Annotated in this window: 15 protein-coding genes; 6 read left to right on the top strand and 9 right to left on the bottom strand. The window is 73.5% G+C overall.

The annotated features are described in order from the left end of the window. Nucleotides 1-76 precede the first annotated feature (76 nt). Nucleotides 77-403, bottom strand: coding sequence for a hypothetical protein (locus ABZ570_RS06740; RefSeq protein ID WP_358057902.1), 327 nt, complete (start codon nucleotides 401-403; stop codon nucleotides 77-79). An 88-nt stretch (nucleotides 404-491) separates the two neighbouring features. Continuing rightward, the gene (locus tag ABZ570_RS06735; RefSeq protein ID WP_358057899.1) at nucleotides 492-953 is read right to left on the bottom strand and encodes a hypothetical protein; all 462 of its coding nucleotides are present in this window, start codon (nucleotides 951-953) and stop codon (nucleotides 492-494) included. Between the two features lie 222 nt (nucleotides 954-1,175). On the opposite strand from ABZ570_RS06735, the gene ABZ570_RS06730 reads away from it, so the two are divergent. Continuing rightward, nucleotides 1,176-1,373, top strand: a complete 198-nt coding sequence (locus ABZ570_RS06730; protein ID WP_358057896.1) for a hypothetical protein — start codon at nucleotides 1,176-1,178, stop codon at nucleotides 1,371-1,373. A gap of 291 nt (nucleotides 1,374-1,664) precedes the next feature. Here ABZ570_RS06730 and ABZ570_RS06725 read toward each other — a convergent pair whose 3' ends face one another. Together ABZ570_RS06725 and ABZ570_RS06720 are read right to left on the bottom strand one after the other, a co-directional pair. Then, complete coding sequence (locus ABZ570_RS06725) at nucleotides 1,665-2,147, bottom strand: pyridoxamine 5'-phosphate oxidase family protein (RefSeq protein ID WP_358057893.1); 483 nt, start codon at nucleotides 2,145-2,147, stop codon at nucleotides 1,665-1,667. Between the two features lie 24 nt (nucleotides 2,148-2,171). Continuing rightward, on the bottom strand, nucleotides 2,172-2,765 hold the full coding sequence (locus ABZ570_RS06720) for a pentapeptide repeat-containing protein (RefSeq protein WP_358057890.1): 594 nt from the start codon (nucleotides 2,763-2,765) through the stop codon (nucleotides 2,172-2,174). 65 nt (nucleotides 2,766-2,830) lie between these two features. Here ABZ570_RS06720 and ABZ570_RS06715 point away from each other — a divergent pair, with 65 nt between their 5' ends. Next, complete coding sequence (locus tag ABZ570_RS06715) at nucleotides 2,831-4,063, top strand: serine hydrolase domain-containing protein (protein WP_358057887.1); 1,233 nt, start codon at nucleotides 2,831-2,833, stop codon at nucleotides 4,061-4,063. Nucleotides 4,064-4,167: 104 nt separating this feature from the next. Next, on the top strand, nucleotides 4,168-4,809 hold the full coding sequence (locus ABZ570_RS06710) for an NAD(P)H-binding protein (protein WP_358057884.1): 642 nt from the start codon (nucleotides 4,168-4,170) through the stop codon (nucleotides 4,807-4,809). Between the two features lie 22 nt (nucleotides 4,810-4,831). Here the strand turns inward: ABZ570_RS06710 and ABZ570_RS06705 are convergent, their stop codons facing one another. After that, nucleotides 4,832-5,296: a PPOX class F420-dependent oxidoreductase gene (locus ABZ570_RS06705; RefSeq protein ID WP_358057881.1), complete on the bottom strand. Its 465-nt coding sequence runs from the start codon at nucleotides 5,294-5,296 to the stop codon at nucleotides 4,832-4,834. A 95-nt stretch (nucleotides 5,297-5,391) separates the two neighbouring features. Continuing rightward, nucleotides 5,392-6,033 carry a hypothetical protein gene (locus tag ABZ570_RS06700; RefSeq protein ID WP_358057878.1) on the bottom strand — a complete coding sequence of 214 codons (642 nt, stop codon included), beginning with the start codon at nucleotides 6,031-6,033 and terminating at the stop codon, nucleotides 5,392-5,394. Nucleotides 6,034-6,188: 155 nt separating this feature from the next. Between ABZ570_RS06700 and ABZ570_RS06695 the strand changes: the two genes are divergently transcribed. From ABZ570_RS06695 to ABZ570_RS06685, 3 genes are all read left to right on the top strand, one after another. Continuing rightward, nucleotides 6,189-7,331: an AAA family ATPase gene (locus tag ABZ570_RS06695; RefSeq protein ID WP_358057875.1), complete on the top strand. Its 1,143-nt coding sequence runs from the start codon at nucleotides 6,189-6,191 to the stop codon at nucleotides 7,329-7,331. Then, nucleotides 7,328-7,747, top strand: a complete 420-nt coding sequence (locus ABZ570_RS06690) for a hypothetical protein (RefSeq protein WP_358057872.1) — start codon at nucleotides 7,328-7,330, stop codon at nucleotides 7,745-7,747. Before ABZ570_RS06695 ends, ABZ570_RS06690 begins: the two co-directional genes overlap by 4 nt. Nucleotides 7,748-7,875: 128 nt before the next feature. Then, on the top strand, nucleotides 7,876-8,421 hold the full coding sequence (locus tag ABZ570_RS06685; RefSeq protein ID WP_358057869.1) for a DUF1697 domain-containing protein: 546 nt from the start codon (nucleotides 7,876-7,878) through the stop codon (nucleotides 8,419-8,421). A 47-nt stretch (nucleotides 8,422-8,468) separates the two neighbouring features. Here ABZ570_RS06685 and ABZ570_RS06680 read toward each other — a convergent pair whose 3' ends face one another. The 3 genes from ABZ570_RS06680 to ABZ570_RS06670 form a co-directional block, all read right to left on the bottom strand. Then, on the bottom strand, nucleotides 8,469-10,127 hold the full coding sequence (locus tag ABZ570_RS06680) for a hypothetical protein (protein WP_358057866.1): 1,659 nt from the start codon (nucleotides 10,125-10,127) through the stop codon (nucleotides 8,469-8,471). A 317-nt stretch (nucleotides 10,128-10,444) separates the two neighbouring features. Further along, a complete protein-coding gene (locus ABZ570_RS06675) occupies nucleotides 10,445-11,464 on the bottom strand; it encodes an MBL fold metallo-hydrolase (RefSeq protein ID WP_358057863.1) in 1,020 nt (339 codons plus the stop codon). Between the two features lie 151 nt (nucleotides 11,465-11,615). Further along, on the bottom strand, nucleotides 11,616-12,443 hold the full coding sequence (locus ABZ570_RS06670; RefSeq protein WP_358057860.1) for a serine hydrolase: 828 nt from the start codon (nucleotides 12,441-12,443) through the stop codon (nucleotides 11,616-11,618). Nucleotides 12,444-12,505 lie beyond the last annotated feature (62 nt).

Below are 12,505 nucleotides of genomic sequence, written 5' to 3'. Positions count from 1 at the left end.
CCTGCTCGCCGGAGCTGGCAGGGGCCACCGGATGCCCGATCGCCGGTAGACCCCTGGCCGGGCGACCGTCCGGGCGTCAGGCGCCCGGGCGGTGCGGGCGCGGGTCGGCGGTGGGGTCGCCGCGCTCGATCAGCGCGTCGATCTCGGCGGGCGGCAGCCCGCGCAGCGTGAGCACCCGCCGCCCCCACCGGTGCAGCCGGCACGGGTGCGGGCTCGCGTCGTTGCGGCAGATCATCCCACCCGACCAGCGCCGAGGCGCGTGCACCACCACCGCCCGCACCGCGAACTGGGCGTCCTCGCCGGTCACGTCCGGCGGCAGCGGGATCTCCCGCAGCACCTCGCCGGACGGGTCACCCGCGCCGGACGGGGCGACGGGACGGACGACGGACGCACTGCTGCACATCGGACAAGCCTCCACAGAGGATGGTCGGATCGGACAGCGGTAAGGTACGACGGCCCCCAGTGCCCCCGACGGACAAACTGTCCCGGGGTCACCGACCGCAACGCCGGCACGTCCGACGGGTCCGCAGGTGGTAACCGACCGCGGCGACGGCCAGCCCCCAGCCCCAGACCCAGTAGCCGGACTCGGCGAACCAGAAGAAGGCCAGCGGGTAGCGGCCGTCGCCCAGGTCGACGGCGCCGGTCGCGGTCTCGACAGCGAGCTGGGCGAGGCCGACGCCGAAGTAGCCGACCAGCCCCACCGCGAAGACGACCGCCGGCGCCAGCGGCAGCAGGCGGGGCACCGTACGGCCGGCGAGCAGCGGCACCCACCGCGGCCACACCGTCCCCCACCGGTAGACCAGCGCCAGCGGCAGCAGCACCCCGGCGAGCAGGAACCCCACCTCGAACGCCACCACCGAGGCGCCCTGCGCCAGCGGCAGGTCCCCGAAACCCACCGCCACCTGGGCGGCGAGCCGCACCAGGCAACCGGCGACCGCCGCCCACGCCGCCACCCGGGCCCAGCGCGGCGCGGACCCACCGGACCCGCGGACCCGGCCGCACCAGCCGCAGTCCCCCGGAATCGGCGCAGGTGCGCGAGCGCCGCCGCGTGCAGCAGCAGGGCGCCGGTGAGCGCACCGGCGCGGCTGAGGAACCCGGCCAGGGTGAACGCCGGGCTGAGGTCGAGGATGAGGAAACCGACCAGGTCCAGCAGAAGCAATGCGCAGGAGAGCAGGATGGCGGCGCAGACCGCCCAGGACGCCGCGGCCAACGCCGGCCGCCAGGCGTGGGCCCGGGCCAGCCGGACGCCGGCCAGCGCCGCGGCGGCCTGGAGCGCCACGGACCACCAGCCGGTGACCACCACCAGATCGGTCCCGAGCGGCCCCAACGACGGGGGCCCGACCACCGCCCAGGCCGCACGCAGCGCGCCGTAGCCGATCGCCCAGGCCACGGCGGCGTACGCCAGCCAGGCGGAACGGTGCCGGGTGGCGGCGGTGGTCGGCGGCGGCACGGTGAGCGTCATGCGTCCACCCTGCCGTCGCGGCGTGCACGGTCCCTCCCGATCGGGAGTGGACCGGCTCCCTCGTACAGGGGACCAGGCTCAGCCGGCGACGGTGTCGTCGCCGCCCCGGTGGATCCCGTCCCGGACGCCGAGCACGGTCAGGTCCACCACCCCCGTCGGGGCCGGGTCGTGCTCTCCGCCGGGCAGCGCACTCTGGGCGGGGTCAGCGCCGCTCGCGCCGCCGCAGGCCGCGGTCCGGGTGCCAGCTTTCGATCAGCAGATGGTCGGGCGGGTCGCCGACCCGGGTGAGCACCACCTCGGTCAGCTCGATCCGGAACCGGTGCGAGCCGTCCTCGCCCGGTGGTTCCTCGTGCGCCCGGCCGGCGATCTTCGCGTCGCCGCCCCACGACGCCGGATCGCCCTCCGGGGTGTCCTCGGTCGGGCAGTGCAGCGCTACTCGGGGATCGCGCCGCAGGTCGAGCGCCTTGAGCGCGTCGGGCATGCTGCCCAGCCGGAGCTGGCCGTCGTCGCAGAAGTCGAACTCGGTGCCGCTGATCCGCGGCGAGCCGTCCCGCCGCAGGGTCGCCATCGTGCCGTGCTTGCGGACGGTGAAACGGGCGCGTACCCGCGCCGCGAACTCGGGCTCGGATGCCACCAGATCGGACCACCATGTCATGCGGGCCAGCTTGACCGAAAACCCTGACATCCTGCGGCACCTTTGCCGGACGGGTCAGCGGATCTCAAAGCCCAGCGCCTGGGCCAGCACGATCGCCTGTTCGGCGTCGACGACCGCCCCGGCCCGCTCGACGGCGGTCGGGTCGAGCGCGGTCAGGTCGCTGCCGCGCAGATCGGCCCGGATCAGCTTGGCGGCGTGCAGCTGGGCACCGGAGAGGTCGACGCCGGTGACCGTGGCGCCGGTCAGGTCCGCACCGCTCAGGTCGACCTCGCGCAGGCGTACGTCGGTGAGGCGCACGCCGCGCAGGTCGGCGCCGGGAAGCGCGACGAAGGACCAGTCGCCGCCATCGACCCGCAGCGGGCGCAGGTCGCACTGCTCGAAGCTGCTGCCGACCAGCTTGCAGCCGGTGAACTCGGCCTCGAAGAAGTTGCACCGCTTGAAGGTGCACCGGGTGAAGGCCGAGTCGGTGTGCCGGGACGCGTTGAAGGCGACGTTGCCGAAGACGCACTCGGTGAAGACCGCCCCCTGGCTGACCGCCTCGGTGAGGTCGACGTGGAAGAAGGAGCACCGGACGAAGTGCCGGTCGCCGAGCTCCTCGGCGTACCAGTCCTCGTCACGGTAGGTGACGTCTTCAGTGTGCTCCGCCATCGGGTCAGATTAGTGGAGCCCGCCGACACTTTCCGGTCGGCGTACCGGCCGGTAGGTTCGGCGGCGTGAGCGTCGCAGTGAGCACAGACCCGGTCCGCATCGGCTTCGATCCCGCCCGACTGGCGCGGATCGACGAGCACTTCGGCAGGTACGTCGACGACGGCCGGCTCGCCGGCTGGCAGATCGTGGTGACCCGCCGGGGCGAGATCGCCCACTCCTCGACCTACGGCCTGCGGGACCGGGAGGCCGGCACACCGGTCGAGGCGGACACCCTCTGGCGCATCTACTCGATGACCAAGCCGATCACCTCGGTCGCCGCGATGATGCTCTGGGAGGAGGGGCGGCTCGAGCTGAACGACCCGATCAGCCGCTGGCTGCCGGAGTTCGCCGAGGTGCGGGTCTACGACAAGGGGTCGGTGCTCAAGCCGTACACGGTGCCGGCGGTCGAGCCGATCCGGGTCTGGCACCTGCTCACCCACACCGCCGGCCTGACGTACGGCTTCGCGCAGAGCACGGTGGTGGACGGCCTGTACCGGAAGGCGGGCTTCGACCTGAGCGTGCCGCCCGGCCTGGACCTGGCGGCGGCCTCGGCCGGCCTGGCCCGGCTGCCGCTGCTCTTCCAGCCGGGCACGAGCTGGAACTACGGCGTCTCCACCGACGTGCTGGGCCGGCTGGTCGAGGTGGTCTCCGGGCGGCGACTGGACGAGTTCTTCACCGAGCGGATCCTGCGACCGCTGGGCATGACCGACACCCGCTGGTGGGTCGACGAGCCGGACGCCAAGCGGCTGGCCGCGCTCTACACCCCGCACCCGACCACCGGGCAGACGATCCGCGCCGACGCCATCGGCCGGGCCGCGCTGACCGAGCCGAGCTGGCTGTCCGGCGGCGGCGGCCTGATCTCGACGGCCGCCGACTACCACCGCTTCACCCAGTTCCTGCTGCGCGGCGGCGAGCTGGACGGGGTACGCCTGCTGGGGCCCCGGACGGTGCGCTTCATGACCCGCAACCACCTGCCCGGCGGGAGCGACCTGGCCTCGTTCGAGCCGGAGGGCTTCGCCGAGACGGTGCTCGACGGCATCGGCTTCGGCCTCGGCTTCGCGGTGGTCCTGGACCCGGTGCCGTCCCGGGTGCCGAGCAGCGTCGGCGAGTACTACTGGGGCGGGCTGGCCAGCACCGCGTTCTGGGTGGACCCGGTCGAGGAGGTCACCGCGCTGCTGTTCACCCAGCTCATGCCCTCCAGCACCTACCCGCTGCGCTCGCAGCTGCGCCAGCTCGTCTACTCCGCGTTGATCGACTGACCGGCCACGGCGGTGGCGTGGAAGGCCCGGTCGACGGCCCTGCCGGCCGGCCCGGATCGCCGTTTACGGCACCGGCCGGGCGGTGCGCTTTCTAGCCTGGGGGCATGGCCAACATCGTCGTGTTCGGTGCGGGTGGGACGGCAGGCTCGCGGATCGCCGCCGAGGCGGTCGAGCGGGGTCACCGGGTCACCGCGGCGGTACGTCGCCCGGAGGCGACCAGCTACCTGGCGCCCGGCGTGCGTACGGTGACCGGTGACGCCACCTCGCCGCGCAGCGTACGCGAGTTGGCCGAGGAGGCCGACGTGTTCGTGGTGGCGATCGGCGGTGGCGAGCGGGAGCTGTGGCGCGACGCCGCCCGGGCGCTGGTGGACACGCTGTGCGAGCTGCCCGACCCGCCGCGGGTGATCCACGTCGGGGGCGGGGCGACGCTGCTCACCCCGAAGGGCACCCCGTACCTGGACGAGCCGGACTTTCCGGAGGAGTACCGGGACGCGGCGTTGGGCCAGGCCGAGGCGCTGGCCGTCTACCGCTCCTCGGCCGACGGGGTGACCTGGACGTACGTCTCCCCGCCGCCGCTGGAGTTCCACCCGGGCGAGCGGACCGGCCACTACCGCACCGGCACCGACCACCCGGTGGCCGATGACCAGGGCCGGTCGGTGCTCACCTACGAGGACCTGGCGGTGGCGATCGTCGACGAGATCGAGAACCCCCGCTTCGCCAACGCGCGCTTCACCGCGGCGTACTGAGCGGCCCGCACGGCCCGGTCGGTCAGTCGGCCAGCCGGGCGGGGAAGCCACCGGTGGCGATCGGCCCCCAGGCGTCGATGGTGATCCGGATCAGCGACTTGCCCTGCTTCACCATGGCCTGGCGGTACTCGTCCCAGTCCGGGTGCTCGCCGGAGATGCCGCGGAAGTATTCGACCAGGGGTTCGAGGGCCTCGGGCAGGTCGAGCACCTCGGCGGTGCCGTCAACCTGCACCCAGGGCCCGTTCCACTCGTCCGAGAGCACGCAGGCGGAGACCCGGGGGTCGCGGCGGATGTTGGCCACCTTGGCCCGCTCGGGATAGGTGGAGATCACCAGCCGACCCTCGGCGTCGACCCCGCCGGTGACCGGGGAGGACTGCGGCCGGCCGTCGGCGCGGGTCGTCATCAGCACGACCCTGTGCCGGGGGCGGAGGAACTCGAGCAGGGCATCCCGGTCGGCCCGGGTGTTGGTCGCGATCGTGCGTGCCATGCGTCGGTTCTACCAGCCCCGACTCGACGCCAGGCAGCAGCCCGGGCTACCGGCCGCCCCATGTCCCGCACCTGGCACGCGGAGGACGCCGGGCGTCAGCGGGGGCGGGCGGCAGCCCGGCGCGGGGACGCCTGGGCCGGCACCCGGGGACGCACGGTGGGCCGCCACGCGCGGCCGTTGGCGTAGATCACCCGGAAACCGAGATACGAGGCCAGCGGCGCCCAGTGCGCGGAGCCCATCCGCAGCTCGGCGGCGTTGTGCCGCTGCCCGTTGGCCAGCACGTCGAGCAGCACGGTCTCGAACGCGGCCGACTCGACCCAGTCGACGTCCCGGGTGAAGCCGCAGACCAGCGCCGCCCCGGTCACGTCGAGGAAGTCCCGCAACGCGGCGTCGGAGGCCCGCAGCACCGAGCAGCTGCCGAAGTAGAGGCGGCGCCCCTCGCAGCGGCCGGCCATCCGCTCGGCGACGTCTGCCAGCTCCACCGAGTCCCAGTCGGTGAGGCAGAGCCGGCTGGGTTCGCCGTGCATGGCGAAGAAGCCAACCCGGTAGTCGGCGTACTGCTTGAGCAGCCAGCGGTCGAGGAAGTAGTAGAGCTCGTCGCGGGTGGCGGCGTCCTTGTGGATGAAGCGGATCCGGCCCAGCCGTTCGAGCAGCTCGAGGGTGGGTAGGACGGAGCCCCGCTCGTTGAGGTCGCGGTGCCACTGCCCCTCGATGCAGAAGACGCCACCACGCGCCACCGCTCACCTCCCCCGCGCACGAAGCTCGCCGGGGGGCCGTCGCCGGTCCCCCGGGCAGACGTTACCGGTCGGGGGTCCCCCGGCAACATCACCCTCGGTGCCGCCGGGCAGCCATTCGCGTCACTTCTGGGTGCCGCTGCGCGCCGAACGGCCGAATGGGCGGTTCCGGTGCGGCCCGGCTCGGCATCAGCGTCAAGACCGTACAGAACCATGTCTCGAACGTCCTGCTCAAGCGCGGCGTCGCCGACGGGGGCGCAGGCGTTGTGCGCGCGACGCGGCGTACCCCGGCCCGGCTGACCGGCCGGCGGTCCCGGCCCACCCGCCGGGCCCGGCTACCGCTACCGTTCCCGGTCGGGGAGGTGCCGGTGTACGTCGTATCGGTGATCAACTACAAGGGCGGGGTCGGCAAGACCACGGTGACCGCCAACGTCGGGGCCGAGCTGGCCAACCGGGGCATGAAGGTGCTGCTGATCGACCTCGATCCGCAGGCCAGCCTGACCTTCAGCTTCTACGACCCGGACGACTGGCGGGACCGGCTGCGTGACGAGCGCACCGTCAAGCGCTGGTACGACGGTCTGCGCGGGGACGACCCGGCGGTGCCCCTCGGCGAACTGGTGGTCACCCCGGGCCCGGCGAACGCCCACCTGAAGGGCGCGGGGCGGCTCGACCTGATCGCCTCCCACCTGCAACTCGTCGACATCGACCTGGCCCTGGCGCGCGGGGTGGCCGACGGCGACGAGTACGACGCCGAGCTGTTCCGGGTCCGCGGCTCGCTCGCCGAGGGCCTGCACGACGCGGCGCTGGACCCGTACGACCTGGTGCTCATCGACTGCCCGCCGAACTTCAACGTGGTCACCCAGTCGGCGATCATCGCCAGCGACCACCTGCTCATCCCGGCCAAGGCCGACTACCTGTCCACCCTGGGCATCGACTACCTGCACGGCAACGTGCGGGAGCTGGTCGACCGGTACAACGCGGACTCCCGCCGGTTCGCCAGGATCCGCCGGCACCACAAGGTGGCCCCGGGCATCGCGGGCGTGGTGTTCACGATGATCCACCTGATGGCGCAGCGGCCGATCGCCGCGCACCAGGGTTACATGGACCAGGTCCGCGCGCTGGGCGTGCCGGTGTTCCCGACCGCGCTGCGGGAGAACGTGACCCTGTTCGCCGCGAACACCCCGCGCGGGGTGCCGGTGGTGCTGCGGGACCGGGTCACCGCGCCGGCGGTACGCGACGAGCTGCGGCAGATCACCACCGAGTTCCTCGCACACCTGCAGCCGGAGGGGTCGGCGGCGTGACGGACGCGAAGTTCTCCCGCGCCGTTCTGGCCCGGGTCGCCGAGTTCCTCCAGCAGCTGCCCGAGACCGACGTCGCCGACCTCGCCGAAGGGCGGGCCCGGCTGGCGGTCGTCCCGGCCGGCGCGGCCTCCCCTCAGGCGCCCACGGCCCAGCCGGCGCCGGCCGCCGGACCCGCACCGCGCCCGGCCGCGCCCGCCGTCGAACTCGACGCGGCCAGCACGGCGCTCACCGCGATGACCAGCCGAGACGACGGCGCGGCGTACCTGGCCCCGTGGGCGGTCAGGGATCTCCGGGCGTTGGCGGCGCGGCTGGGGCTGCGCGGCGTGACGGGTCTGAAGAAGGTCGACCTGATCGACCGGATCGTCGACCGGACCATCGGGTTCCGCCTGAACTCCAGCGCCATCCGCCGGCGGTGAACCGGCGGCCGGCCGGCGCCGGCCGCGACCCGACTCCCGCGACACCCGACCGGGGGCGGCCCGACCCACGCCCTGGGGCGGCCAGCCGCCTACGCTGGCCGTGAGGTACGCCGAGGCGAGGAGGAGAGATGGTCGAGCACCGGTACGCCGCCCTGCTGCGCGGCGTCAACGTCGGCGCTGTCCGGATCGCGATGGCCGACCTGCGCCGGCTGGTCACCGACCTCGGTCACGAGGAGGTCCGGACCTACCTGCAGAGCGGCAACGTGGTCTTCGGCAGCAGGGCGACCGACACCGCGAAGCTCGCCGAGGGCATCGAGCGCGCCCTCGCCCACGAGCTGGGGCTGACCGTGCCGGTGCTGGTACGCAGCAGCGCCGAACTGGCGGCGGTGGCCGACGGCAACCCGTACACCGATCGGCAGGACGACCAGACCCGGCTGCTGGTGGCGTTCCTGGGCACCGCGCCGGCCAAGGCGAAGGTGGCGGCCCTGACCGTGCCCGGCGGGGAGAACGTGGAGTACGCGGTGGCCGGTCGGGAGGTCTTCCTGCACTACCCCGACGACGGGTACGGCCGGTCGCGGTTCACCAACGCGTACCTGGAGAAGAAGCTCGGCGTGGTGGCCACCACCCGTAACTGGAAGTCGGTGTGCGCCCTGCGGGACCTGACGGCGGGCTGACGACGAGGGTCGACCGGCCTGCCGTCAGGTCCCGCGCGGCGCCTCGACTACGGACCGTAGGTGGTGATCACCACGCACGGGTACTGGCAGTTGCTCGTGTTGGTCGGTGCGGGCGTTGAGTGTTCCCGCGGTGGTGGTGTCCAGGTGAAAGGGTTACAGCCGTTCGGGTCGCATTCGTAGGTCGTGCTCCCGCCCCCCTCAGGGTGGCGACTCCGTCTGGGCGTTGTGCTGCTGGGCGGGTCCGTGGTGGCCGCCGGCGCGTCCGTGGTGGCCGCCGGTTGTTCCTTCGCCGGAGTCTTGCTCGGGGCCGGTCTGGTCCGGCTGGGGGGCGGCGACTGCGACGGCCGCGGCTTCGGGTCGGCGTCCTCGGTTTCGATCACCGCGCCCGTCGGGGTGGGGGCGGGAGCGGCTGGTTCGTCCCGGTCACGGATCAGTCGGGCGATGAACGCCAGGCCGATCAGCAGGATCAGTAGCACCAGCACGCCCGACAGGACACGTGCCGCCCAGCCGGTGCGGTACATGATCGGAGGTACCAGCCACCGCAGCCCCTCGGGTCGGGGGACCTCGTCTGCCGGGTCGTGGCGGTGGATCCCCTTCCACCGCCACTGCCGCTGCTCGGCGGTCGCGGAGGCCAGCGCGCTCGCGTCGTGGCCGGTGGCGGACCGTAGCGCGGGCCCCCGGACATCCTCGACAAGCGCCGCGTCCGCTCCCTCAGCACGTACCGTTTCCGGCCCCTCGCCACACGCCGCGGCCGCCCCCTCGACCCGCGCGGTGTCCGGTCCCGGGGTGTCCGCATCCAGCCCGGGACGGGCGGCGGGCAGGCCGGGCTCGGCGGCTGGCCCGAGGCCGGCCTCGGCCTTGGTCTCGTCGTCTCGCTCGGCCTTGGTCTCGTCGTCACGCTCGGCCTTGGTCTCGTCGTCACGCTCGGCCTTGGGCTCGTCGTCACGCTCGGCCTTGGTCTCGTCGTCTCGCTCGGCCTTGGGCTCGGCCTTGGGCTCGGCGTCAGGCTCGGCTACGGCGGCCGGCACATTGCCCGGGCCCGAAGCCGACCCCCGGTCCCGAGCGGCAGCCAGCCCCCGGTCCGGATCGGCAGCCAGCCCCCGGTCCGGATCGGCAGCCAGCCCTCGGTCCGGATCGGCAGCCGACCCCCGGTCCCGAGCGGCAGCCAGCCCCCGGTCCGGATCGGCAACCGGCGGAGGCACCGGATCGGCAGCCGGCGGAGGCACCGGACCGGCGGCCGACTCCGAGACCGGATCGGGCGGCTGCGCACTCTCGGCCGTCGCGGGCGGGGCCGGCTCAGGCACTGCCGGTCGGGGTGGCGCCCCGGTGTCGGCCGGCCGGGGTTGAGTGGCTGCGACGGCAAGGTGGCGACGCACGTTCAGCCAGGCCTCGACGGCGCCGTCATCGCCGCCGCACGCCCGGACGAACGTGGCGAGCAGGTCCTCCCGGGGCAGCGTGGTGCGGGCCAGCACGGCGGCGATGGTGCTGTGCGGCAGTACGCCGCCCGTAGCGGCTGCCCGGCGCTGCAACTGCCGGTAGGTCAGGCCCGTCCACTCCTTGAGCGCGCGCATCGCGTTGACCAACTCGGCCGGCGTCTCGGCACGGGGTGCCTGCGTCGGGTTCGCCGTGGCCGCGGTGTCCGGCCCTGCGGTTGGTCCGCTGTCACTCTCGATCGAGCTGGCTGCTTTCTGGTCCAGCCGCAGCACGTCAGTCGTCTCCTCCTCCCGACGACCGTGCGAGGGTCCTCGACCCTGACCGGTCCTCGTGGTCGCCCACGGGCCATTCCTGAAGGGGTTGAGCAGCGCGCCATCGAGAACCGCCAAAGGTCCGATGAGGACGGTTGGAGGACGCTCCGGCTCAAAATACCGGAGCGCCAGGGCCGCCGGGGTACCCGACGATCGGTGGATGCCCGTTCAGCCGGGGCGCTGCGCGACGACGACATTCAGCGGCCGTCATCGTGGCCCGCGACCGAACCCGGTCGCGGGCCACCTCCCCGACTGTGGGCAGTTCGCCGCGTCCCGGGTCAGAACCGGTAGGCGGTGTGGTACTCGGGCACCAGCACCCGGCTGCGCGGCGACACCCGGCGCACGGCGGCGATCAGGTCGTCCAGGCGTTCCCGGTCAGTCTTCTCGACCACCGGCGGATTGGTCAGCCGGGTCTCGAAGTTGTCCCAGTGCACCGGCACCACGACCTCCGGGTAGTCCAGCGCCGCCATCAGCCGGGGCACGTAGTCGGCGGTCGCGGTGGTCGCGGCCGAGGCCACCATCGCCACGTCCGGGGCCAGCCCGGCGAGGTTGCGCTCGTTGAGGTCGCTGGCGCCCATGAAGAACACCGCCGGGCCACCGGCGATCCGGATCTGGTACGCCAGGGTGTCCCCCTCGGGCAGGTCGGCGACGGTCTCCGGCTTCGGCGGCGGGCTGAGCCGTACGCCGGGGAAGGCCACCGACCACGACGCGTTGCGACTGTGCAGGGAGCCGACCACCTCGACCGTGTAGGTGCCGAAGTCCAGCACCTCGCCGCCCTTGACCGGGGCGAGCCGCCCCGACGGCAGCCCGTACGCCAGCCCGAGGTGGTAGGCGGTCAGCGTGCCGAAGACGCGGGCGCCGGTACGGGCGGCGATGTACGGCACGTCGTTGTAGTGGTCCCAGTGGGTGTGGGTGACCAGGATGTTCTCGGCCCGGTCGACGAGCGGGTCGATGACGTCGGTGCGCACCTCCAGCGGGGTGTCCGGCCGGAAGGAACCCTTGAACAGCCCGGTGTCGAAGCGGCTGAGGTACGGGTCGACCAGCACGGTCCGGTCGCCGATGTCGATGCGCCAGCCGGACGTACCCCACCAGCGGAAGCTGACCGCGGCGGAGCGCCGGCCGCGGGCGGCGGTGGCCGCCGGAGTGGCGTGGGCCGGGGTGGCGTGGGCCGGAGTGGCGTGGGCCGGGGTGGCGTGGGCCGCGGTGGCGGTGACGATTCCGCCGGCCGACACGGCGGCGGCGCCCAGCGCGGCGTCGCGCAGGAGGCGACGGCGGTCGTAGGAGCGGTGTTCGAGCATGGTGATTCCTCCCCGTGGGGTCGGGTGAACGTACGACCATGCCATCACCGGCCGGCCCGCCCTGTCCAAGATCGACCAGCCGCACTGTCGATACGCGACGGCATATCAGACCAGCTCACGGGCGCTGCCGCCGACGGGTGGGCGCCCGGATTCAGGTTGCCCGCAGCGCCTCGACGGCGGTCCGGGCCGCCTCGCCCATCGCCAGGTCCACGTCGATGCGCCGGGTGCTCAGCCGCTCGGTGCGGGCGAAGACCGCGATGGCGTACCGGCGCCCGTCGGGGTACTCGGCGACGCCGGCCTCGAGGTGCAGGCCGGGCAGGGTGCCGGTCTTCCCGGCGACCCGGACGCCGGGCGGGAAGCCGGAGGCGACCCGGGTCCAGAACAGCTGCCGGCTCATCAGCTCGCGGACCATCGCGCAGGCGGCCGGCGGCCCGGCCTCGTCGCGCCAGATCAGGCCGAGCAGCCGGGTGATCTCCCGGGCCGTGCTCGAGGTGGTGTGTCGCGGGTCGAAGACCCGCATCGACCGGATCTGTTCGGCGCTCAGGGTCGGGAGGATCCGGGCGAAGTCGGCCTCGCTACGGGCACCGACGTCCGCGAGCATCACCTCGACCAGTTGGCGGGGGCCGCCGACGATCCGGGTACGCGGCAGCTCCAGCTCGGCGGCGAGCATCGGCAGCACGTCCGGCCCGACCCGGCGCAGCAGCAGGTCAGCGGCCGTGTTGTCGCTGACGGACATGGCGAAGTAGGCGAGGTCGCGAAGGGACACCTCGACGTCGTCGGCACAGCCGGCGACGCCCCAGCCTCCGAGCCGGTCCGCGGCGCGCACGAGCACCCGCTCCGTCGGGTCGAGCTGCCCGGCGACGACCTGCCGGGCGAACTCCAGCACCAGCAGGATCTTGAAGACGGAGGCGATCACCACCTGCTCGTCCGCCCGAACGGCCACCTCCCGCCCCGGCTCGTCCACATCCACCACATGCACAAACCCCTCTCAGAATCCACAACGACCGCTACGCGGACTCTCGGGGTAGCTCCCGGTGGGGC

It is taken from the genome of Micromonospora sp. NPDC007271 (assembly GCF_040634005.1).
Classification (GTDB): domain Bacteria; phylum Actinomycetota; class Actinomycetes; order Mycobacteriales; family Micromonosporaceae; genus Micromonospora.
The sequence above is the reverse complement of the archived record's forward strand: the minus strand, read 5'-3'. Positions and strand labels throughout refer to the sequence as shown.

Excerpts from the sequence above, each read along its gene's own strand:
- ABZ570_RS06725 (WP_358057893.1), bottom strand. The coding sequence starts at position 2,147 with ATGTCAGGGTTTTCGGTCAAGCTGGCCCGCATGACATGGTGGTCCGAT.
- ABZ570_RS06685 (WP_358057869.1), top strand. The coding sequence starts at position 7,876 with ATGGTCGAGCACCGGTACGCCGCCCTGCTGCGCGGCGTCAACGTCGGC.
- ABZ570_RS06740 (WP_358057902.1), bottom strand. The coding sequence starts at position 403 with ATGTGCAGCAGTGCGTCCGTCGTCCGTCCCGTCGCCCCGTCCGGCGCG.
- ABZ570_RS06705 (WP_358057881.1), bottom strand. The coding sequence starts at position 5,296 with ATGGCACGCACGATCGCGACCAACACCCGGGCCGACCGGGATGCCCTG.
- ABZ570_RS06730 (WP_358057896.1), top strand. The coding sequence starts at position 1,176 with ATGGCGGCGCAGACCGCCCAGGACGCCGCGGCCAACGCCGGCCGCCAG.
- ABZ570_RS06695 (WP_358057875.1), top strand. The coding sequence starts at position 6,189 with ATGGGCGGTTCCGGTGCGGCCCGGCTCGGCATCAGCGTCAAGACCGTA.
- ABZ570_RS06710 (WP_358057884.1), top strand. The coding sequence starts at position 4,168 with ATGGCCAACATCGTCGTGTTCGGTGCGGGTGGGACGGCAGGCTCGCGG.
- ABZ570_RS06720 (WP_358057890.1), bottom strand. The coding sequence starts at position 2,765 with ATGGCGGAGCACACTGAAGACGTCACCTACCGTGACGAGGACTGGTAC.
- ABZ570_RS06675 (WP_358057863.1), bottom strand. The coding sequence starts at position 11,464 with ATGCTCGAACACCGCTCCTACGACCGCCGTCGCCTCCTGCGCGACGCC.